The 23061-nt window shown below is 46.7% G+C and carries 13 protein-coding genes, 1 tRNA gene and 2 pseudogenes; 6 read left to right on the top strand and 10 right to left on the bottom strand.

Translation table 11 applies throughout. From position 1 onward, the window contains the following. Nucleotides 1–512: 512 nt before the first annotated feature. Nucleotides 513–1808: a DUF445 domain-containing protein gene (locus WH277_RS27955; protein WP_159337327.1), complete on the bottom strand. Its 1296-nt coding sequence runs from the start codon at nucleotides 1806–1808 to the stop codon at nucleotides 513–515. A 7-nt stretch (nucleotides 1809–1815) separates the two neighbouring features. Further along, complete coding sequence (locus tag WH277_RS27950) at nucleotides 1816–3318, bottom strand: helicase HerA-like C-terminal domain-containing protein (protein WP_133843971.1); 1503 nt, start codon at nucleotides 3316–3318, stop codon at nucleotides 1816–1818. 130 nt (nucleotides 3319–3448) lie between these two features. Here WH277_RS27950 and WH277_RS27945 point away from each other — a divergent pair, with 130 nt between their 5' ends. Beyond that, nucleotides 3449–4069 carry a LysE family translocator gene (locus WH277_RS27945; RefSeq protein WP_171148904.1) on the top strand — a complete coding sequence of 207 codons (621 nt, stop codon included), beginning with the start codon at nucleotides 3449–3451 and terminating at the stop codon, nucleotides 4067–4069. Between the two features lie 72 nt (nucleotides 4070–4141). Here WH277_RS27945 and WH277_RS27940 read toward each other — a convergent pair whose 3' ends face one another. Next, entirely contained in the window at nucleotides 4142–4654 is a 513-nt protein-coding gene (locus tag WH277_RS27940; protein ID WP_171148903.1) for a DUF2501 domain-containing protein, read from the bottom strand. Between the two features lie 307 nt (nucleotides 4655–4961). Between WH277_RS27940 and WH277_RS27935 the strand changes: the two genes are divergently transcribed. Together WH277_RS27935 and WH277_RS27930 are read left to right on the top strand one after the other, a co-directional pair. Next, nucleotides 4962–5046: transfer RNA gene (locus WH277_RS27935), tRNA-Leu, on the top strand. A gap of 177 nt (nucleotides 5047–5223) precedes the next feature. Continuing rightward, a pseudogene (locus WH277_RS27930) lies at nucleotides 5224–6490 on the top strand (tyrosine-type recombinase/integrase). Nucleotides 6491–6599: 109 nt separating this feature from the next. Here WH277_RS27930 and WH277_RS27925 read toward each other — a convergent pair. The 5 genes from WH277_RS27925 to hsdR form a co-directional block, all read right to left on the bottom strand. Next, nucleotides 6600–7703: a nuclease gene (locus tag WH277_RS27925; protein ID WP_339507478.1), complete on the bottom strand. Its 1104-nt coding sequence runs from the start codon at nucleotides 7701–7703 to the stop codon at nucleotides 6600–6602. A 143-nt stretch (nucleotides 7704–7846) separates the two neighbouring features. Beyond that, nucleotides 7847–9748, bottom strand: coding sequence for an AAA family ATPase (locus tag WH277_RS27920; protein ID WP_339507477.1), 1902 nt, complete (start codon nucleotides 9746–9748; stop codon nucleotides 7847–7849). A gap of 44 nt (nucleotides 9749–9792) precedes the next feature. Further along, a complete protein-coding gene (locus WH277_RS27915; RefSeq protein ID WP_339507476.1) occupies nucleotides 9793–11571 on the bottom strand; it encodes a restriction endonuclease subunit S in 1779 nt (592 codons plus the stop codon). Further along, nucleotides 11571–13043 (bottom strand): N-6 DNA methylase, encoded by a 1473-nt coding sequence (locus WH277_RS27910; RefSeq protein ID WP_339507475.1) that lies wholly within the window; start codon nucleotides 13041–13043, stop codon nucleotides 11571–11573. Before WH277_RS27910 ends, WH277_RS27915 begins: the two co-directional genes overlap by 1 nt. A 73-nt stretch (nucleotides 13044–13116) precedes the next feature. Next, nucleotides 13117–15552: an EcoAI/FtnUII family type I restriction enzme subunit R gene (gene hsdR, locus WH277_RS27905; protein WP_339507474.1), complete on the bottom strand. Its 2436-nt coding sequence runs from the start codon at nucleotides 15550–15552 to the stop codon at nucleotides 13117–13119. Between the two features lie 437 nt (nucleotides 15553–15989). On the opposite strand from hsdR, the gene WH277_RS27900 reads away from it, so the two are divergent. From WH277_RS27900 to WH277_RS27890, 3 genes and pseudogenes are all read left to right on the top strand, one after another. Then, a complete protein-coding gene (locus WH277_RS27900; protein ID WP_339507473.1) occupies nucleotides 15990–16937 on the top strand; it encodes a hypothetical protein in 948 nt (315 codons plus the stop codon). Between the two features lie 8 nt (nucleotides 16938–16945). Beyond that, nucleotides 16946–17446 (top strand): annotated as a pseudogene (locus tag WH277_RS27895) (tyrosine-type recombinase/integrase); the annotation flags it as partial. A 67-nt stretch (nucleotides 17447–17513) separates the two neighbouring features. Next, entirely contained in the window at nucleotides 17514–20765 is a 3252-nt protein-coding gene (locus tag WH277_RS27890; protein WP_339507472.1) for a hypothetical protein, read from the top strand. Nucleotides 20766–21163: 398 nt separating this feature from the next. Here WH277_RS27890 and WH277_RS27885 read toward each other — a convergent pair whose 3' ends face one another. Next, nucleotides 21164–21664, bottom strand: coding sequence for a DUF4411 family protein (locus tag WH277_RS27885; RefSeq protein ID WP_200642768.1), 501 nt, complete (start codon nucleotides 21662–21664; stop codon nucleotides 21164–21166). Beyond that, the gene (locus tag WH277_RS27880; RefSeq protein WP_339507471.1) at nucleotides 21661–22803 is read right to left on the bottom strand and encodes an ImmA/IrrE family metallo-endopeptidase; all 1143 of its coding nucleotides are present in this window, start codon (nucleotides 22801–22803) and stop codon (nucleotides 21661–21663) included. Before WH277_RS27880 ends, WH277_RS27885 begins: the two co-directional genes overlap by 4 nt. Between the last annotated feature and the right edge of the window lie 258 nt (nucleotides 22804–23061).

The following is a 23061-nucleotide window of genomic DNA, read 5'->3' as shown; positions in this document are numbered from 1 at the left end:
CGCGCCCGCTTTCAGCGGGTTCCCTCAGAAAATCGACTTTCCTGCCGGACCGGGTGTGACGGGACGTCCCTGTCCCGGCACACCCTCTCGCCAACGTCCTGTTGGCGCGTCCTGGAAATCCGATTTCCTTCGGCGCAGCTAAGATGCCGCCTCAACGTCAAAACCCAAACCAGAAACACTTTTTGGTTTGGTTTGGTTTGGTTTGGTTTGGTTTGGGTTGGGTTGGGTTGGGTTGGGTTGGGTTTGACCTGGGATGTTGACTTTCAGGCGGCAATTAAGAATCGCTGAGGAAGCGAAGAGAACCAGGATGAGCCGACAGGACGTCGGCGAAAGTTCGGGCCGGTACAGGACGTACCGTCACGAACGGTCCGTCGGTGAAGCGAGCAGACGAAGGCACCCGCGAAGCGGGCGGTTCGCCTGCCGCAAGCCCGGGGTCAAGGGGCGGCGGCGACTGGCCGCCCCTTGTCGCTCAGCCCACGCAGTGGGAAAGCGAAATGCCGTTGACCTTGCCTCTACAGCACCTGCGTCCTTTCCAGCAGCTGCGGCACCAGCGACAGCAGATACAAAATCAACCCAATCACCCCACCGACTAATGTGCCGTTGATGCGGATGCGCTGCAAATCCTTGCCGATATTCAGCTCCACCTGATGCGACATATCCGCCGCGTCCCAGCTCTTCACCGTATCGCTGATATGACGGCTGAGAAACGCCGAGAACTCCGGTGCCACGTTGCTGGCGGCCTCTTCCATATGCTGATTGAGCGAGTTGCGCAGCGGCTCATCCTGCATCAGGGTTTCGCCGAACCACTGACCGGCAGCACTCACTTTGGCGTGCAGCGTGGAGTCGGGGCGCTCCAGATCGTCTTTCAGCCAGCCACGCAAATCATTCCACAGCTGGCCGATATAGCGGTTCAGCGTCTCATCCTGCTTCAGATATGCTTTAATCTCTTCCGCTTTCTCCGCCATCTCCGGGTCGTTACGCAGGCGGGTAATCAGCCGCTGCACGGCGCGGTTAAAGCCCTGGCGCAGCTGGTGCGCATCATCGTGTTCAATCTCGGTGAGGATCGACTGCACCGCATTGGCCGCCAGCTCGGCGCTTTTCTCTCCCAGCCACTCGCTCGGCAGCATCTTCTCCTTCAGCGGATGCTCGCGCTTCAGCCAGCTCACCACCTGATGGGCGATAAACTCATGTGTGCCGGGCTTGTTCACCAGTTGCAGGATCTGCGCCAGCGCATCGTCCAGCAGCTGCTGATGGCGGTTATTTTTCGTCAGACTTTCGAGGATCATGGCCGCCGACTGGCTGAGATCCACTTTATCAATCGCTTTGTGGATCGCCCGGCGCATAAACCCCTGAATACGCTGATCGTCGGCCAGATCGAGAAAGCCGCGCACGGTTTTCAGCACCATCCCGCTCAGGCGGGCGGCGTTGTCCGGGTGGCTCAGCCAGTTAGCAATAATCTGCGCCGGATTATGGCGGCGGATCAGCGCCAGCAGCGAATCGGTATTGAGGAATTTGTCCTGCACGAACAGGGCGAGATTGTCGGCGATACGATCCTTATTACGCGGGATAATCGCCGTATGACGGCCCGCCAGAGGGATCGGCACCCGGCGGAACAGCGCGCTGACCGCGAACCAGTCCGCCAGTGCCCCGACCATCGACGCCTCTGCCACCGCTTTCAGCCCGGCGACCCAGGGATTGGGCGGCCAGTACAGCGGCCAGAGAATAGTGGCGATAAACAACAGCGCCGCACCGACCAGCAACAGCAGCGGCAGGCGCTTCGCCCGGATTAACTCACGTTCCTTATCCATAAAGCCCTTATCGTTTCCTTCCGCCCATAATGCTGCCTAACACACCACGGATGATTTGATTGGTGATCTGTCGCGCCGCGCTTTTGGCCACGCTCTGCACCACGCCATCATGCTTGCCGCCGCGCGGCCCGGTGGTGCCGAACAGAATGTCCTTCAGCCCGCCGAGAATACCGTTATCCACCGCCACGTTTTCGCCTTTGGCGGCGGGAGCGCTGGCGCTGTTCGTGGCATTCTGTATCCCTTTTTGCAGCATCTCGTAAGCGGATTCGCGATCGACAGCTTCTTCATATTTGCCGGAGAGGGACGAGTGGTTAATCAGCCCGTTACGCTCGTCGTCGGTCACCGGGCCCATGCGGGAACCGGGGGCAATGACCATCGCACGCTGCACCACAGAGGGGCTGCCTTTCTCATCGAGGAAGGAGATCAACGCTTCGCCGGTGCCCAGCTCCTGAATGGCCGTCACGGTATCAAACGCCGGGTTGGCGCGCATGGTCTGCGCCGCCACCTTGACCGCTTTCTGGTCTTTCGGGGTAAAGGCACGCAGGGCATGCTGCACGCGGTTACCCAGCTGGCCGAGCACCGCATCCGGCACGTCCGACGGGTTCTGTGAGACAAACCACACGCCCACGCCTTTTGAGCGGATCAGACGGATCACCTGCTCGATCTTATCCAGCAGCACAGCGGGCGCATCGTCAAACAGCAGATGCGCCTCATCAAAGAAGAACACCAGTTTCGGCTTCTCCAGATCGCCCGCCTCCGGCAGTTGCTCATACAGCTCCGACAGCAGCCACAGCAGGCTGGTGGCGTACAGTTTTGGCATCTGGTACAGCTTCTCCGACGCGAGGATGTTGATTATCCCTTTGCCGTTCTCATCGGTGCGCATCCAGTCTTTGATATCCAGCATCGGCTCACCAAAGAAGTATTCCGCTCCCTGCTGCTCCAGCGACAGCAGCCCGCGCTGGATAGCGCCCACCGAGGCGCTGTTGATATTGCCGTACTGGGTCTGGAACGCTTTGGCGTTCTCGCCGATATACTGCGTGGCGGCGCGCAGATCCTTAAAATCGAGCAGCAGCAGGCCCTGGTCGTCGGCCACACGGAAGATAATCTGCAATACGCCGCTCTGTACGTCGTTCAGATTCAGCAGGCGTGCCAGCAGCAGTGGCCCGAGGTCCGACACCGTAGCGCGCACCGGGTGGCCGCGTTCGCCAAAGATATCCCACAGCGCCACCGGATTCCCCTGCGGTGACCAGTCCGTGACGCCAATCTTCGCCAGACGGGCGAGCAGTTTCTCTGACTCCGTCCCGGCTTTGGCAACCCCGGTCAAATCACCTTTTACATCGGCCATAAACACCGGCACGCCGATATTCGAGAAGCTCTCCGCCAGCTTTTGCAGCGTGACGGTTTTACCGGTGCCGGTCGCACCCGTAATCAGCCCGTGGCGGTTCGCCATCGCGGGCAGCAAATGCAGTTGTTGTTCCGTGGTCTGGGCAATCAGCAGCGGCTCGGTCATCGTCAACGATCCCTTTGGTGGTAAGACGGAGAATATTTTGTAAGCATAGCAGGCGTCTCCGTCAATTACGGCTTGCCAGTTAATGTCCACTCTCAGTAAGTTAGACGATATTACATGATGGAGGTGGAAGATGGATGCAGCAGTACTTTCAGTGATTTCAATCGGCGGTGCGCTGGCGCTGGGTGCCATCAGTCCGGGACCGAGCTTTATTCTGGTGGCGCGTACCGCCGTTGCCTCCTCACGCCGTGCCGGCATCGGTGCCGCGCTGGGCATGGGCGCGGGTAGCCTGATCTTCGCCATTATCGCCCTGATGGGGCTGCATACGCTGTTAAATGCCGTGCCTGTGCTGTGGCTGACGCTGAAGACGGCGGGGGGCCTGTACCTGCTGTGGATGGCGTACAAGATGTTTCGCGGTGCCCGCGAACCGCTGGTGCTGGACCTGCCAGGCAGCAACGGTAAAACGCTGAAGCGCGCCTTTCTCACCGCCTTTACCACCCAGATCAGTAATCCTAAAACCGCGATGGTGTTCGCCGGGGTGTTTGCCGCGCTGCTGCCTGCCCATGTGAGCAACGGCATGCTGATTGCCATCCCGCTGGTGGCGATGATGGTGGATGGCCTGTGGTATCTGTTTGTGGCTTATGCGCTGTCGTCACGCGGGCCGCGGAACACCTATCTGCGCTTTAAAGCCCCGCTCGACCGTTTAGGGGGCGGCGTGATGGCGCTGCTGGGCATTCGGCTGATTGTAAAATAAAAAAAGGCCACACAACGGTGGCCGGGGGGAAGAAGGCGGCAAGGGGACAGCCCTGCCGCCTTAAGAGAGAGATTACGAGATAAACTGCTTGCCCTGCTTCAGCACCAGATCACAGGCTTTGGTTTTCACCTTCTTGCCGATGGCGGTATCACCCAGCGATTTCAGGTTCACCTGCTGATTGTTGCCGGTGTTCAGCAGACCCATCAGGCCCTGCTTATAGTCGGTGGTTTCCTGCTGCTTCTGCGTATCCGCCAGCCCCAGCTTACCGAGCAGTTTGTCTTTCACCGATGACACATTGTTATCGACAATATTGTTCTTCACACAGTACTCCAGCACACCCGCCGCATTGGTCATGGTGCCCGCGCTGAGCGACTGGCTGCCGCCGTTCAGTAACCCGGTCAACGCGCCCAGCGAGTTACCCGCAGGCGCTGCGTTAGCACCGGAGGTATTGGTGCTGCTGTTGTTCTGGCCCAGCGCGCTGGCGGCTGAGTTAAGCTGATCCTGCCAGCTGGCGGCACCCGCCGTGGCGCTGAACAGTGCGGTGGCCACTGAACCTGCCAGAACCCATTTCATTGCTGCTTTCATTGTTAGCCCTATTCGATGTGATGTGACGCACGCCGCCCTCCTGGCCACGCGCTGATATCTGATTGTTCCGACTGCCGGAGAGCGGGTGAGTTCCACTGCACAGCGCCGTACAGCCATTATGGTCCAGGGTTTAAGAATTATCTGCACTGAAACATCACAGGGGCGGGGCAAGCCACGCCCGAACGGGATATCAATACGCTGGCCCGGCGCACGTTTTTTCAGCACTCAGACGCAGACCCTGCGGAATAGGGTTGCGTATGCAGGCGGTAACGGTATAATCCACAACGTTTTCCGCATACCCTTCAGTGCCGAAGTGGCGAAATCGGTAGACGCAGTTGATTCAAAATCAACCATCGAGAGATGTGCCGGTTCGATTCCGGCCTTCGGCACCATAAAGCGTATGAACATTGAAGCCACCGAAAGGTGGTTTTTTTGTGCCTGCGATTCAGCCTCCGCAATGTCCCTCATTTTCCTCAACCTGCATCAACGTACTGCTGCGGATACAACTGAGGGTATATCCTGGTTCGTTAATGTTTGTACCCACACCGAACCTTGAAAGGATGCTCAACATGGCGCTGAGTGATGTGAAGGTTCAGTACGGCTAAGCCGGAAGCAAAAGCCTATAAGTTAACTAACGGCGAAGGTATGGTATTGCTGGTTCACCCGAACGGTTCAAAGTATTGGCGGCTACGTTATCGCTTCGGCGGTAAGGAGAAGATGTTGGCGCTGGGGAAATACACTGAAGTCTCGCTGGCGGATGCCAAGGCACGCCGGGATGAGGCCCGTAAGCTATTAGCTAATGGTGTCGATCCCAGTGAGAACAAGAAAGCCGTTAAGGTAGAGCAGGAGCAAGAGGCGATAACGTTTGAAGTGGTTGCCAGAGACTGGCATGCCAGCAATTAGAAATGGTCTGCATCGCATAGTACTCGTGTATTGAAAAGTCTGGAAGATAATCTCTTTGCTGCTATCGGTAAGCGGAACATTGCAGAACTGAAAACGAGAGACCTACTTGTACCTATCAAAGCAGTCGAGTCATCCGGGCGTCTTGAAGTCGCCGCCTGTTTACAACAGCGGACTACCGCGATTATGCGCTTTGCCGTTCAGAGTGGCTTAATCGACTACAACCCCGCTCAAGAGATTGCCGGTGCGGTTGCTACGGCGAAAAGACAGCATCGTGCTGCTCTGGAACTTAATCGCATTCCTGAATTGCTTCACCGCATCGATCACTATTCTGGCAGGCCGTTAACCCGACTGGCGTTTGAACTCACTTTGTTGGTTTTCATCCGTTCAAGCGAGCTGCGTTTTGCCCGCTGGGCAGAAGTGGATTTTGAAACGGCCATGTGGATGATCCCCGGTGAGCGTGAACCGTTGGACGGTGTTAAACATTCGCAGCGTGGTTCAAAGATGCGGACGCCTCATCTTGTTCCCTTGTCGCGTCAGGCCTTAGCTATTTTAGAAAAGATCAAAAGCATGAATGGAAACCGAGAGCTGATTTTTGTAGGAGATCACGATCCGGGTAAACCCATGAGTGAGAACACGGTGAACAAGGCGCTGAGAGTGGTGGGCTATGACACGAAAACGGAAGTATGTGGGCATGGTTTTAGAACGATGGCGTGTAGTTCTCTGATTGAATCAGGATTGTGGTCGAGGGATGCGGTGGAGCTGCATATGAGTCACCAGGAACGCAACTCTGTGCGTGCGGCTTATATCCATAAGGCGGAGCATCTGGGGGAGCGCAGGCTGATGGTGCAGTGGTGGGCGGATTATTTGGATGTGAATCGAGAAGCAGTCATATCTCCATTCGAATACGCAAAACTCAACAATCCATTGAGGTAAGAAAAATAGTGCAACGATACGCCGCAGCTGATACTGCGGCTGTTATTCATTTTTAGAGGGCTTCTAACATATTAATTTCGTATATATCAGGAAGGTCATCGTCAGCGAATTACAATTCGGTGTTCCAGTTTCCGAAATATCGCTTCAATTTCTCGATGGTATGACGCCACCTCGGTGCCGTTGGCCTGCACACCGTGTTTTGATTACCGAAGAAGCCGACCTCGCTCACTGCCTCTTGTTCACTACGGGTTTCAAGCCATTTAACAGAGACAAAATATTCTGATTTATCGGGATCATCGGAGTTGTCGCGATACCAGGCACCAAACTTGAGCACGTCCATTGCGAGTTTTTCGCCATCGTCAGTGTTAACCATAAAACTGCTGGCCGGTTCAACGGCACTCTGCACCAGCCCTACGCCCACATAACCTGTTTTAGGAATATTGACCCAGACGCGGTCGCCCGGTTGGAGCTGTTTTAACGTCTGGCTGTACCAGCTTCCGCCACCTGCACTAATAAAACCGTAGCGACGAGCCTCTTCCCAAACCCGGCTGTGTGGGTCGCCAAATGAAACGTAAAACTCACCGTTCCAGGGTTCTTTAGTGCTGCCATTTACGCTTGAAATTGCCTGTGCGGCATTGGTTTGCGTTTCGCTCGGATCGATAAGCCAGGTGCGGCTTAAAAGCTGTTCGTTACCGTGCTGGAACACCTTAAAGAGCAGGATGTTAATTGAGATACCATTCTTGCTAAGATAGTCGACGATTCGCTCGGTGGACGGATCCAATTCGGCTGCGACAATGATGATTTGGTGCGACTGGTTCAGTGAATCTTCTTCCAGTTCGATATTGAAGCGTTGTTTAAACGCGTCGCCTAAATTACCGCCGCCCGAGAATTTCTCGTAAATCTGTGACAGACGATCGGCGGTTAAGTCATCCACCCAGGAGGCGTAATCCAGCGCCTGGGCAACGACTTCACGCGGCGTGCGGTCGCGTTTAAGCTCAATCAGGATCAGCGAGGCATCCGGCGCAATCGCCAGTAGGTCGATACGCCCTTTGTCGAGCGTATTTTCCTGATGGCCGATGATCATCCATTGGTCAGAGAGAATGGAGGGATCGTTTAAGATCATCTTCTCCAACAGTTGCTCGCTAGCGAGTTTGCTGATGGTTAGCGGCTCGGGTGTCTCTCCTACCCGCCAGATAGCGTGATGAACTGGCATTAGTGCTTCCCCTTTAAATCTGAATTTCAAATTATTGTTTTGATATATGTTCTTACTTTAAAAAAGAAGTAACACTTCAATGGATGTCATATTAATTTAGTGGTATTAAAAATTAAGTACCGTATGATATTAACTCGAAAAATTTATTCATGGCATTTGCTCTCTATGAAATCAAATAGTGGCCTAAATATTTCAAAACTCTCTGCTGGTAATACCGGCACCATTGTTTTAGCAAATTCAGCTTTGTCACCCGCAAACTCTATGATTTCACTACCTGCGATGAAAGGTCGTTTGATGAACCATTTCTCAAGCAAATCCTCTTTATAAAACAATAGTTCTATAGATAAGTGAGAGCCTCCGCGCCCACCCCATGCTTGATTTTTTTCGTCAATAACTTGTTTTTTAATGTCATTATCCTTTGGAACAGGAAGCAACAAAGCGTAATGACATTCATATTTTAATTTTTTAGCTAATCCAGAATATGGGTCCATAACAATGTCCAGACCTTTAAGACCTTTCCAGTCGTTATATGCATCGTCAAAGTCAAATAAGGCAAACATTTTTCTGTTAGGGAAGTTTAGCTTCAATTCATCACGGGAGAATAAATTTCTCAAGAAAGTACGGTCGAAAGCATTTTGAATTCCAAACGGACAGTTTCGTCTAGGGTTTAGCTTATCCCATGCGATGTTGAGAATTATTTCATCAGTGACCCCTTCAGTAAAAAGCACATTTCCAGATGATGTTTTGAGAAATTGATTTAATGCCAGTCTGGCTTCGGTTTCTGAAAAAGAGATGATCCCGGCAGATAAGTCACGAATAACCTGGTTTTTATCTTGCTTACAAAATTTTACCTTGTGGTTCTCAGAATATATCACGGAAATATATTTTTGCTCTAATGAAGCGATAGTTGAAGCACTGTGAGTAGTCACTAAAATGTGGTTTTTACATAACGCAATTGTATTAATTTCTTTAACTTGATTGATAAATTGATGCTGCCATTCTGGATGCAAAAAAGCATCAGGCTCATCAAGTAATGTCACACAGTTTTTATTTTTGAAAAACTCCGAGACTGCATAAACATAAACCGACTGAAATTGCCCATCACTAAAGGAACTAATGTCACCTTCAATATTAGAATCTAATCGTAAGGGTACAGTTATATCAGAAAGCATTCCTAAAACTTTTAGGTTATCAAGCTGCTGAAAAAGTTCATCCCAGCGCTTTTCAAATTTTTCTTGTAATTTCTTTATGGATATATACAGTATGTAATGGTCTTCATCTTGAAAGTATCCTTCATTAATGGATATTTGATCAGTATTATCCCATATGCATTGCGATAAAGAATCAAGAAATTCTTTAGTAATGCCGACTGCATTCCAATATCGATCCGTTTCATCATTCAGCTGAATATTAAAATCTCTTTTACCCTTAGCATAATCAGGGCGATCTAACTTTAATCTGATGACCGGCTCAGTAACTTCTTTGGTGCCAGGTTTTGTCAGACCCAGCTTGCTTACTGCAAGTTTATTTAGAATATAATTTCTAGCAGGATTATCTTGATGCTGCGATATAATAAGAGTTAGAAGCAGACTTTTGTAATCTGGCCCAATCCCAATAAATTTACGTGAATCGGATAAATCAGCGCCTTTAATTTTTCTCTGAAATAATGATTTGTAATTACCAATTAAGCTAGACACAGTAGTATTATGTCCGGTGTAATATACAAGTATATTGTCAGGGAAAGGGGTTTTTTCTAATTTTCGTTGGCCAACCTCATCATTGATGAACAACCGATCCTTGGCCCATTCAATTTTGGTCACAATCCCATCAATTTCGTAAAATATGCAATACTCAAAACTAATTGTGTTGTTCTCTTGACCAAACTGATCAATATGACGAAAAATTTCAATGATAGCTTCAAAAAAATTAGATTTCCCGCTTGCATTTTTCCCAACAAAAACATCTATGCCATTATTATCATCAAAATTCATCTGGAAGTCATGAATGTTTTTGTATCGCGAAATGTAAATTGATTTTATGCGCACCTAACACTCCTTAGTATTCTATTAATTATGCAATAATGGCCACGTTAATTTTCAAAATGAAAAATAATAGAATCAGTTAAATTCTTTTTAATACCTTCACTTTTTACAACTAGATTTTTAAGAGTGTCGACAAGCACTAAAACACTTTCTATAACAGAAATTATCTTCTTTTTTTCATTATAAGGAGGTAATGCAACAGGCAATAGGGAAACTTGATTTCGTGTAACATTTTTCATTGATGCGCTGGTACCACCAGCTACTATTCCGTAATACTCACGTGAAAGCATAGAATTATTCACTATATTGATATAGTTCACATCTATCAAATCGGGAAATTGGAAACGTATAATTTTATCACTAAGCATTAAATGCTTAGGCACCGTTTGAGGTACAACCACAGAGCGGGCAACCAACTCGGATGTATTTGCTCTTGATAAAAGGAAATCATTCCCTTTAACTTCATATTCCTGTTTAGGCTCCAATTTTACCGGTAGCGCCTTGTTTTCCTCAGCATTGAACTCTCCCCAAGTAACTGCGCTGATTTTCAAGACCCCCCAGTCATCGCCATTTCTTGGATGTGACTCGCATTGCGGGCTCCACCCGGCCTCTGAACCAAGTGCCAAATCACCTAAACGACACCATTCCCATCCCATTGGTAGGACAAATGGTTTTTCCTCATCACTCACAGGCGGCAACGGTTTTTGTTTTTTAATTTTACCTTCTTTCACCAATTGCGCTTTTTCCTGCTCAATACGTTTAAGCAGTTCAGACGCAGGTTCGTCGTTAGGGTCTTGCGGCACCAGTTTACCCATTACCGCCAGTTGCAGAATGGTTTGCTTAAACGTGTCGATACTAGCTTCAGTGGTAAACAGTGTGTCGAAATACTGGCTAATTCGCGCCCAGTTCTCGGCTGATTCTTCTGCGTTTTGGCTATCGGTGAGCGTTGCCAGTAGCGTTTCTACAAGCTGAGAATGCGCATCCAGACTGGTCAGGGATTGCTGTTCCAGTTGATCGCAGAGTGACATCAATTCATTTACTTTATTAGTAATCCTAAATTGCTCTTCTAATGGCGGAATCATGAATGGATGAGAAGAAAACTCGTCAAATAATAAACTTTCAACTGTTGTACCAACCTTAGTAAGGTTTTTAATTATATATCGTTCAAAACCATTCATCATAAGAAGAATATAGTTTTCGATATTAGCAATGAATGGAGTCAAGACCTTTAAATCCTGATTAACTGTACATTCAACACTTGTTATCGCAACAGGGAATTTTCTTCTTAGAATTCCGCTCCTTGCCACAAACAATAAACTTCCAAGACTAACCTTAGCCAAACCATCACTAATAGCAAAATCAGTAACACAATCTTCTGATGTATTAATTAAATGAGTTTTCATATCCTTTGGAGTTACCCAAGGGATATTCCCACCCCAATATTCACTTCTCATTTTACTTGGTGTTTTGCCTCCAGAAAAAGATCCGAGATGTGAAAGAGTTGCCCACTCCCACCCGCTCGGCAATTCAAAAGGCTTCTCATCCTCGCTAATTTCCGGCAAAGGCTTCTGCTTTTTAATCTTCCCCTGCTTTATCAGTTCCGCTTTTTCAGCGGCAATACGCTTTAACAACTCCGACGCGGGTTCATCATTCGGGTCTTGCGGCACCAGCTTACCGCGCACCGCCAGTTCAAGAATCAGCTCACGCAGCTTCTTAATGCCATAGAGGTCAATTTTGCCATTGCTGCCGCGCCCGGCGGTGGAGCGGGTTTGCAGGGCGGAAGTCCAGGTATCGAAATGGTCGGTTATCAACTTTTCAACAGCCATCAGTTTGCCCCCTTGTTGTCTGCCAGCGCGGCACCGAGGATGTCGCGCAACTGGTTGCGTAGTTCGCTGATTTCGCCCTGCTGCTGCTGGAATTTCGCCAGCAATTCGTCGGGGTCGTGGCTGATGGTTTCGCCCTGGTACGGGTTTTTGATGTCGAGGTTAAAGTTGCGGGCAATGATTTCGTCGATGCCCACTTTCCACGCCTGGTTGTTTTCTTCACGGCTGGCAAAGCCATCGGCTTCATTACCCCACCAGTCGATCTCGGCCTGGAACTCCTCAAACTTCATCGGCTTGGTTTTGCTGTAATTCTTCACGCCCGCCGGGTACGGATGCTCATAGAACCAGATTTCTTTCGTTGGCTCACCTTTGGTGAAGAACAGAATATTGGTTTTGATGCCGGTGTACGGGTTAAACACGCCGTTCGGTAACCGCACGATGGTGTGCAGGTTGCACTCTTCGGTGAGCAGCTTTTTGATTTTAGTTTTAACACCTTCACCAAACAGTGTGCCGTCAGGCAATACCACTGCTGCGCGGCCTTTATCTGCCAGCACTTCGATAATCAATTGCAGGAACAGATCGGCGGTTTCACGGGTTTGCATCTCTGCCGGGAAGTTTTTCTCAATACCGTCTTCTTCGGTGCCGCCAAACGGCGGGTTGGTGATAATCACATCCAGTTGCTCGTCCCATGAGGAGAGCGGCTTGTTGAGTGTGTTGTCGTGGCGGATTTGCACTGGCACTTCAATGCCGTGCAGCAGCATATTGGTGGTACACAACAGGTGTGGAAGCTGTTTTTTCTCGACGCCGTGGATCTGCTGTTGCAGCGTTTTGTGGTCTTCGGTGGTGTTGACGTAATGCTCTTTCACATGGTCGAACGCACAGGCGAGGAAGCCGCCAGTGCCACAGGCCGGGTCCATGATCGATTCACCTAATTTAGGATCGATGCGGTTGACCATAAAGCGCGTGACGGCACGCGGAGTATAGAACTCACCCGCATTACCGGCGCTTTGCAGGTCGCGCAGGATTTGTTCGTAGATATCGCCGAACAGGTGGCGTTCAGAGCTGCTGCTGAAGTCGATTTCGTTAAGCTTGTTGATTACTTGGCGCAGTAACGTACCGTTTTTCATGTAGTTATAGGCATCGCTAAACGCCTGTTTCACCACAAAGCCGCGCGGATTCTTATCGATCGGAGCAGTGAGATTTTTCAGTGTAGGAAACAAATCATCGTTGACGAATTCCAGCAGGGCATCACCAGTGATGCCTTCACTGTTCGTCGCCCAGGTACGCCATGAATAGCGCTGCGGGATCGGCAGCTGGTAGTCGTCCTGCTCCAGTTCCAGCTCTTCTTCCTGGGTATCAAAAATCTTCAAAAACAGCAGCCACGAAAGCTGCCCGAGACGCTGTGCATCGCCGTCCACGCCTGCGTCTTTGCGCATGATGTCCTGCAGAGATTTAATGACTGAACTAATCGACATGTTTTCTTACCACTCTTAAAAAAGGATGCCACCGGGGCCGTAAGCGCCTGGTGGCAGAATAGGGGGTGGGTTATCAGGCTGAACGTAGTGGTGACTGGTAAATTTCGCTTTCCAGTTCGTTCACGGCATCTTCGTAGGCCTGTTTGCTACCAAAACTGCTTTTAATAATTTCGAGCGGGCGACCGAGCGAATCGAACGGTTTTAGCTTCAACACCTGGATGTCCTCGATTTCCTGCACGCCTTCGTCGGCGTATTTATCCAGAAGCGTGTTTAACACGTTCTGCGCAGGCTCGGAATATTTAGTGAAGTAGTTACGCTTGCGAACGTTGTCTACACGTTCTTTGCGCGTCAGTGGCGGCTGGCCGTAAACCACATGGCACAATAGATCGAACGGGTCGAGATCTTTGCCCACTTCTTCTGCCAGCACATCCCAAAGCACACCGAGCTGCTCAAGCTCATCAATGATGATCTGTTTGCGGTCCGCAGAGTGCCACTTACGGATGAAGTCATCAAGCGATGCGTAATCTTTATCTTTAAGCAGCGTTTTGCGGGTGTAATCCTGGAAAGATTCAGTGACCAGCTTGCCGTCGGCATCGTAATACTGCACACGTTTTGCCAGGACTTTTACGCTGACACCATTGACGTGAAACTTACGGACTTTGTTTTCATCGTCTTCTTCAAAAGCCCCATTCCCTTTGCCTGATGTTGGGTCGTAGGTTGCAGGTGTCTCTGCGACCCCATTAACCAAATCAGATGGCTCTTGCTCGGAGGTTTCGTCTTCAAGTTGTTCGTCGAAATCAGAATCAGGATCGGTAATCTCTTGCGGCGTGGTGCGGATCACTTTTTCTGGCAAACCGTCGAAACGCGGATCGGCAAACAGTTCGGTGGCTTTTTTAAAGTCGAGTATGGTGAACCACAGCTTGCCGTATTTTTCGTTGATACGCGTGCCGCGCCCGATGATTTGCTTAAATTTGGTCATCGACTGAATGTTCTGGTCCAGCACTACGAGCTTGCAGGTCTGAGCATCCACACCGGTACTCATCAATTCTGAGGTGGTCGCTATCACCGGATAGGCTTTCTTAGGATTGATGAAGTTATCCAGCTGTCCTTTGCCGATATCGTCGTCACCGGTGATTTTCATCACGTACTTTTCGTTCTTTTTCACCTGCTCGGGGTTGAGGTTGACCAGTGCCCGGCGCATGCGATCGGCATGATCGATGTCGTTACAGAAGACGATTGTTTTATCCATCGGGTTGGTGCGTTTGAGATAATCAGTGATGGTTTGTGCCACCAGCCAGGTGCGCTCATCAATGACCATCGAGCGATCAAAATCTTTCTGGTTATAAATACGGTCATCAATCTGTTCACCGTGTTTATCAACCTGTCCTTTGGTAGGCCGCCAACCCTGTAAGTCAACATCGATATCCACCCGCACTACTTTGTACGGTGCGAGGAAGCCATCTTCGATGCCTTCTTTGAGCGAATAGGTGTATACCGGTTCGCCGAAGTAGTCGGTACTGGAGACTTCTTCGGTTTCTTTCGGCGTGGCGGTAAGGCCAATTTGCGTGGCACTGCTGAAGTATTCGAGGATTTCACGCCATGCGCTGTCTTCTGACGCGCTACCGCGATGGCATTCGTCGATAACAATCAGATCGAAGAAATCAGGGGCAACTTGTTTAAACGCTTTTTGATGTTCTTCCGGGCCGGTAATCGCCTGGTAGAGTGCCAGTTGAATTTCATAGGCTGGGTCAATTATCCTGCCCGTCACTTTTGCCATCGCGCTGCCAAAAGGCACAAAGTCGTTCGTTTTAGTTTGATCAACAAGGATATTACGGTCAGCAAGAAACAAGATACGTTGCTTATTTTTTGCTTTCCATAGACGCCAGATTATCTGGAACGCGGTGTAGGTTTTCCCGGTTCCTGTCGCCATGACTAATAACAGACGCTTTTGTCCCGCAGAGACAGCTTCGACCGTTTTATTAATCGCCTGAAGCTGGTAGTAACGGGGGGATTTACCGGTGCTGTCGTCGTGGTAATCCTGACTGATGACAGGCAATTGCTCGGCGGTGAAACCTTTCCAGACGCAATATTTATTCCACAGCTGTTCCGGCGTTGGGAAATCGTTGAGTGTGATTTCAGATTCAAGCTGTGCGGGATTCGTTTTGTCGTGGAAGACAAAACCATCACCATTTGAAGCAAAGACAAAAGGCACGTCGAGTAGGCGAGCGTAGTCCAGACCCTGCTGCATACCCTTGCCGATCTCATGCTTATTGGCTTTCGCCTCTATGACTGCAAGCGGTAATCCCGGTTTGTGGTAAAGCACAATGTCCGCTGATTTCACTGTCAGACGTGCTGCCAGCTTCCCGCGCACCACCACTTTACCATCGCGGAGTTTCACTTCCTGGCGGATCTGCGACATCACATCCCAGCCCGCGTCTTTAACCGCTGGCATGATGAATTTGGTGATGATGTCCGTTTCAGTCAGATGAGTTTTGTTGATGCCAGCCATAGCAGAACACTCCACGATATTGGGTTAGCTCTGATTTTACACAGATTAGTGCATAACGTAATGGCTTGAAACGATGTTTTGGACAGCAATTGGCAAAATTATTATTCGGCAGGAAAAACTCCGTGGTTTCAGTTCATTTCTTGGATAGCATGATCTGATCCTATGATTAACATATAGTAATGTTGACAGTATCAGACCTGCTTCCAACAGTTGCTACGGTGAAAAGTTTGCAATGTCCTTTGTTGGCACGAACTAGCCAGGCTTACGGTCCCTAAGGGCCGCAATGAGAGAACTGCGGGAGTTCATAATGTTCTGTAAGTGTATGGAAGAATTACTGATTTGTCGTGTTTTAATCAACATGATGCAGATGGTTAGTGGCTTTAAGTAGATTATATTGAAACAAGTAATTTAATGACATATGGAAACTAAGGGGTTAGATGAAAAAGGTTTCGATTACTCAGGAAGAAATTAATCAAGGCGAAGGTAATTTTCACGATTACATGAGCTACGTGAGAGATCGTTTGTCCGCCAAGTTAGTTGAACCAAGTTATTCACTTTTTGCTGCAGCGGACCTTATTACTGAAGATGGATACAAAATAGTTTTAGGGTCTAATCCGGATGATGCTGGGCTGTCAGTGACAAATTGGTTGGCAAATTTTTACGGAGACAGGCAGCATATTTCGTATTGTTTTCCTCCTATTGCCTATCAAATTAATGGGGTTTTATATTGTGTCAGGATGCCTATTGAACGAATAAAAGAAATTCCTTTACTGGAGGCGGTGATCGGTCTGACTGAGGAAGCTGTAATGAGAATTACCAGTAGTAAACTAGAAAAACTTCAGGCTGACTATAACGAATTTTATACGATGTTCTATGACATCAGCCGTTTTGATATCACTACAATAATTCATTTAGAATCAGCTGCAGATCGGCTGCTCGCAGGAGCTGCTCATTATGCGCTTTCCCGATGGGAAAGCCTTCACTTCATCGAACGTGCAATGAAAGAGGTTTTGGAACCGAAAGGTGTAAGATTGTCGGGTAGTGACGGTCATGACATTAGTGGTGCGCTTCACCGTGAGTGGATTAAGGCTGGATTTCCTGCTCTCCCGATTGAATTACTTCAGAAGGTGATGTGCACTCCAGCTATTCGGTATCAGAGAACTCCGTATCCCTTTATTGCTTCTGTTGCTGCTCACCATGCTTCGATTCGCCTGGCCGCGATTATAGCAAGGGAAATACCTCAAGAGCCTAAATTAAAAGATAAAATGATTATTAACAGCTCTGTCTTGTTTCGTGAGGGGGCATTGGCTATCGCCCGCTTATATAAATCGATGGATCCTACATCAGAAACATGGGAGCCTGTAAGACTAATATCTCCCTCTTGATTAAATCAACACAAGTCATCATGTTCACTGGAGTTTTAGCTCAGGAACTAAGTTTTGCTTGCTGGGATAATATCTATTTCGAAAAACGACTCAGGGAGATACCTGCATAAATAATGACGATGAAACGACCATATACAATTCCATTGGCGGGTCAATTGAGCCACTCAAGCCCATTACAGGACTGTACCAATCGAAATTCATTTGATTAAATGGTCGTACTAAACTGGTCCCAAGGTAAGTGTGAATCAGGTAATTGAATTGTTGAGATACAAAGGAATGCTGACGTGACATGGTTTTCGCCAAACGATTAGTACAATTCTGCATGAGAAGGATTTAACTCAGCGTGGATTGAAACGCAGCTTGCACATGTGGATAAGAACGCGATACGTGGGACTTACAACCGTGCTCAGTATTTGGAGCAGCGTAGGGAGATGATGCAGTGGTATAGTGATTACATAGTTAGCTTGGCTGAAGATCATACACCACGGTGTTTTATTCAAAAAAAGTAGTATGAATAAAAACTCCAGCGGATAAACACAAAGGTTTGATGTCGGTGAAAAATGGAGCATAAAAATCATGAAAGTACAGGAAGCCAAATTTTCATCTAAAGAATTTTTAAAGCGTCGTCGTCCAGAAAAATTTTCTGATTCAACGATCCGAGAAACAGGGTCTTTAGATAGAGTTGTACTTGAACATTTTCTTTCTACTCTAAATACAAGAAATCAAGAATTGCAATTCGAAGATTTTGCAAAAAGAATATGTGAGAAAATAATTTGCCCTAATCTCCTTGAGCAGACTGGTCCTGTAGCTGGTGGCGATGGTAAAACTGACACACAAACTTTTCCAGTTTCGGAACAAAGTAAGATTCTTTGGTTCGAAGGAGTTAATGATACATCAAATAAAGAACGTTGGGCCTTTGCGGTAAGTACCCGTAAAGACTGGAAGAAAAAATGCCATGAAGATGTACTTAAGATAAAAGAAACAGAGCGTGGGTATACTAAAGTATTTTGCGTAACGAATAAATCTGCAAAGTCCAATATTCGTTCAGAGGTTGAGGATACACTAAAAACAAAAACTGGAATAGATGTCCGTATATTAGATATTAATTGGCTATTAGATCAAATTTACAAAAACCATTTTGAGCAATTGGTCATTGATACATTGTCAGTTCCAACGCAATATAAAAGAGAAGTTGTTTTTGGAGAAAATGATTATAAGAAGAATAAAAAATATGAAGAATTAACCGAGTATATTAGAGAGAAAATAAACCCTGCTGAAATTTCATATGAACAAGTGGATGTATTTTTAGAAATTGCAGAGTTAAGCGCTGAACTTGAGAAACCACTAATTGAAACACAAGGTCTATTTGAAAGAGCTATAAGAATCTCAAAAAAATTCGGGACTAATCAACAATTGTTAGATGCGTATTATCAATACGCTTGGAAGTCCAATTTTTGGATGGAAAATTTTAATCTCTTCGAAGAAAATCTTCAATTAGCCTATGAAAGTATAGCATCCTCAACTAATTCCTCAAAATGGGAGAAAGTTTTAAACTTAGTAACAGTTCATAAAAGTTATATTAGACTTAACAACGCAACATCTACAATCGACATTGAGAATATTGAACGTAACATGCTCGCCAAACTAGATGAGATAGCTGACGATGAATCACGTCCCAGTAATGCACTCACAGCGAGAACTCACAAATCTATTTATAAATTGACAACGTTTTCAGATGTAGAAGATGCTTCGGTTGTATTTGAAGAGTTACATGAAATTTTTAAAAATAGTGGGAATTTAATAGGCTATCCCTTTGAGAAAAACTTCCAACTTTTGAACGAACTAGATGACATTTTTTTCGAGGTAGATGCATATGAAAATTTATTAGACTATATGACTGAGCAATCTGCTGTTAGAGGTGGTGAAGTTAAAGGGGCATTATTAAATCTACGAAGAGGTATAAAGAGGATTCAAAATGGTCACCATTATCAGGCAATCAAGTATTTAGGAAAATCTTTTATTCCACTCTATAAAGAGGAATCACGAGATAAATTTATATTAGCATTAAAAGCTATTTCTTATGCTTACGAATCCATTGGGTTGCTATGGAGTTCACGTTCATGCTTGCTTCTATCCGCTTCTTTGATTACAGATAACTACTGGAAGTATGATGAGATATCATTAAAGCAGGCTGATATTTATTATAGTTTATGCCTAACGGAAATAAAACTAGGGAAATTAGCACATGCCCTTTTATGGTATGAACTGTTTTTAATAATTAACCAGAATATCAGTGATAGCTCGTTTCGTGATAAAGAAAATCAGCAGGTCGATTTTTACATAAGTCAACTAATTTTGAACACTGATCTAAAGGAAATAAATCGACAGAGTAATATTCCTGATGAACTCGATAGATTAGGACTTTTTGTATCATCGGGATGTCTTAAATATGCTTTAGGTTATATTGAAGATTTTGAGCGTGAGTACGAAGTTATTGCAGATAATGATAATAATGATTTTTTGCAAAAAATACGTGACTTTGATGCTGGATTTAATATTCAAGGTATAAAAGATAACCATGACAAACGAGGAGTACATACATCTTTTATTTTTGGATGCACCATAGAGATTAACTTTCCGAATCGGTCACCATTTATAGAGTTTTCAACTAATGTCTTATCACTTTTAGAGAGTGCTTTTGCAACTTGTACGATTGATAACATTTATCTGAAAGAAGCGTTTTTAATTATTGAATTAATAGCAGATGACGAAGATGACTTATCCTTATCACATGAAATAAATAGCAATAGTGGAAAACTAAATCTTACAATAAACTGCGCTGGTTTTGATACAAGTGATTTTAGAATCGATGCTCAACAAAAAATCACCAATGAATTCAGGAGGGTAGCATTTGATCTTCTTCCTGAATTATTTTTTATAAAAAACACAGAATACATTGAAAAAATGATCTTCGAAGATGCTGCATTCGACAGAGCAATTAGTTTCGGTGCCTGTATCAAAGCTATTGAAAATGTTCTTGGAAATGATATTGATCAACAAATTAAGAAGATTTATTCCACTAGTGCTGAAAAGAAAACTTACCCTCTTCTAAGAGATAAATCTTGGGATAGTAAATTTCCGAAAGTGTTGGAGAACGAGGATATAAATGCTCCAACACTTGGAAAAGGAAGAATGCTTGAAGAAGAACTTAATTCCGAAAATATAACACATAAAGATTATTCCATACAAAGTCTAATCAAATCTCGTCTATGGGATAGAACACGCTGGCAAGGAGTAGGCTTCACTCAATTAAAGTCGTGTTACCCAGGGTTATATCTATTATTTAAAGACCCAGGTGCAGGTGAGGTTATTTTTCAAGATCTTATATCATCAGTAGGCTTGGTAGATAGTAAAGCCAGATTACGGGTTTGTATTGTCAAAGGTATTTCAGTTAAAAACCCAACTCATTATAGAGTACTGATATCTGAAAATATGATGACAACCCCATTAACTAAAAGAATGACAATGATCAGTAGGATTAATACGATGACTCCTGATAGCAATGTCAATTTAGACAGATTTCTTGCTGCGTATCAGGCATGTGGAAAATTCTATCTTGGATGTGATGCGATGTTAAAAAATATTACTCCTGAGCATCCACAAAGAGATTGTCTAGGGATAGAAATGAGTACGTTAGATGTTAGGTGGGCTTGGGAAATTGGGTTAAATGATGTTGATTGTATTGGGGTTAATTTAAAAGAAGATGACCCATATATTCCTAATGATGTAGCTGACATCCCATTATTACAATTGATAAACAGTAAATAGAACTACTCGCTAGGAATGCCGCCTCTTAAGGAGGCGGGTTCTAAACAAATTGAAAACTGCGCCTCTAATCTGAAATAACTCGGACTCGTACTGACAGCTTCCGCACGCAGAGTGTAATCGAAACTGACCGTCAGCTCTGAGCGAGGAGCGGAAGTTCTCATATAGGTAATGAAGCCATTCCTAACATCGGAGTGTACTAATCAACGGGGAGCAGGCCAACCGTGGTGAAAACCTAAAAGGTGAAATCAAAACGATTGTTTCCAGTCTGGAACAGCGGGAGTTGTGAGATTGCGCTTTCAGCTTCAAATCTTAAGCAAATTTGGTTGTTAAATCGTTAAATTCAGCAGGGGGAGACCATGATTGCCTCCCCCTGATTTTCTTTATTTTTACGCGATAAGTTAGTTATTATTTTTCTCAAGCACAAAGCGTGCATTCAATTTTCGTAAAAACTGGAAGGTTGTTAAGCAGGGAACCTGTAGTTTTTGGCAGATATTTGGAACTTTAACTTTTCGTGTATTTGCCGGGAACAGTGTCTCATGGGTGATCACTGTCGCTCCCATAGACTTACCTTTTGCAATAATCCATGGGTCTGCTTTAGCCAAAAAGTTATCACGGTCCCGTGGGTTGTAGTCACCAGCCATCACATCGATCAGTATCTGCTGGAAAATGGACTGGGTCGCTGGGTCATCGTTATGAATAAAGTGCTCAGGTCTTGACCTTGCCCAATCCGCCAGTTCATCGTTACCCTCCCGTAACTCTCTGCCGATCATATCGACACTGGCAACAATGCCTTGCTCAAATTGCCAGTCAAGCCATTGCCAGTAAGCAGGGCATATATCCATACCGTAGTAAAAATTCTTGGCTTCAATGTAGGTATTCGCATCCAGCAGATATTTCAAAGCCCCAACTCCTTTGCAAAACGAGCGATACTGGCGGGTTTCATTCCATCAAGAAGATCGCCTGCATCACGAAGTAATAGTTGCCCACTCAGCGCCTGGCTCACCACTGCGCGAGAAAAAGAGGTACTGATTTGTGCGTTTTTAGTCCGGTAATAACCCGGTGACCCGGTACCTTTATCACGTTGCGCAAAGGCTTTTTGTTGCAGATGAACAAACAGTTCATATTCCTGTTGGTCGATCAGCCTGAGTGTTAAAGCACGGCGAGCAAGTGCCCAGCGACTTACGTGAAAATGCTGTTCCAGATGAGGCAGATTATCCTGCCAGCTTTCATAGCCAGCTTGCCAGTGTGTGAGAAACTCCTCTGCCGGCACTAAGAACTCAGCGGCGACGGCATTACATAAAATTTCTTCTTTAAGATGTGTGGCTGTTCCGCCATCAGAGACACCAGACTGACCTATCCAGATGTGGCATAGCTCATGGATAAGCGTAAACAGCCTTGCACCGGGCGCGTCAGCGTGATTAACAAAAATAATGGGGGCGTAGTCATCAGTAATGGCAAAACCCCGAAACTCTTCCACATTGAAGGGACGGGAATGGTGGCCAAGACTTGAGGATCGCATCACCAACACGCCAGCAGATTCAATACGCTGTACCAGCTCGCGATAATAATCTTCCCAGCTACCGCGCGTTGGATGGGCATTGACGCCCAGCTTAAGCCGCATATCCAGAACAATAGTCATGGCAGAATCCTGGCTGGAGAAGCGGCCTGATAATTTAGCGGGACCCATAAACTGCTGCTGCAGATATTCCCTGTACCACTCCTGACGCTGGAGCATTATTTTCAGTAAGTCCAGCAACTCTGCACTGGGGCGCTGCACGCCCTTACCCTGAAGGGTACGAAGGTCGGGGATCGGCAGCGTTTCAACCGGTGGAGTCGCCAGGTACAGATAGCCAAAGGGAACATGGGCTTTATCAGCGAAAGTCATCGCCTGATTAAAGGTGATATCGTGCGCCCCGTCTTCCCACTGCTGGAGGCGCTCTTCGCTGGTTCCGCATTTACGGGCAAACAAATCCATCGCGATGCCAGAGCGCTCGCGCGCCCAGCTTAGCATTGCCGGATTGATGTTTGCCTTTGTCACTATGGAGCCCCTGTTGCCGGATTTTAAACACGATGATTGTAGTATGTGGGCAGCCCGGGCGGGGCGCAATAGTAGAAGGTTTAATCAAAATCCTTATTAGTATGAGAAAATGCTAATATTATTATTTTATTAAGAGTGAAGAGCTAAAATATTATCACTTTAGTGCTTGCTAACGGTGAATGGGTTATTTTACTGACTCTACATATTAGCTAAGCGTCGATGATATCGAAACCACAGTATGGCTGCACTTTGGTTAAG

The organism is Erwinia sp. MYb416 (assembly GCF_037479575.1).
In the GTDB taxonomy this organism is placed as follows: domain Bacteria; phylum Pseudomonadota; class Gammaproteobacteria; order Enterobacterales; family Enterobacteriaceae; genus Erwinia; species Erwinia rhapontici.
This window is presented reverse-complemented; position numbering and strand designations above follow the sequence as displayed.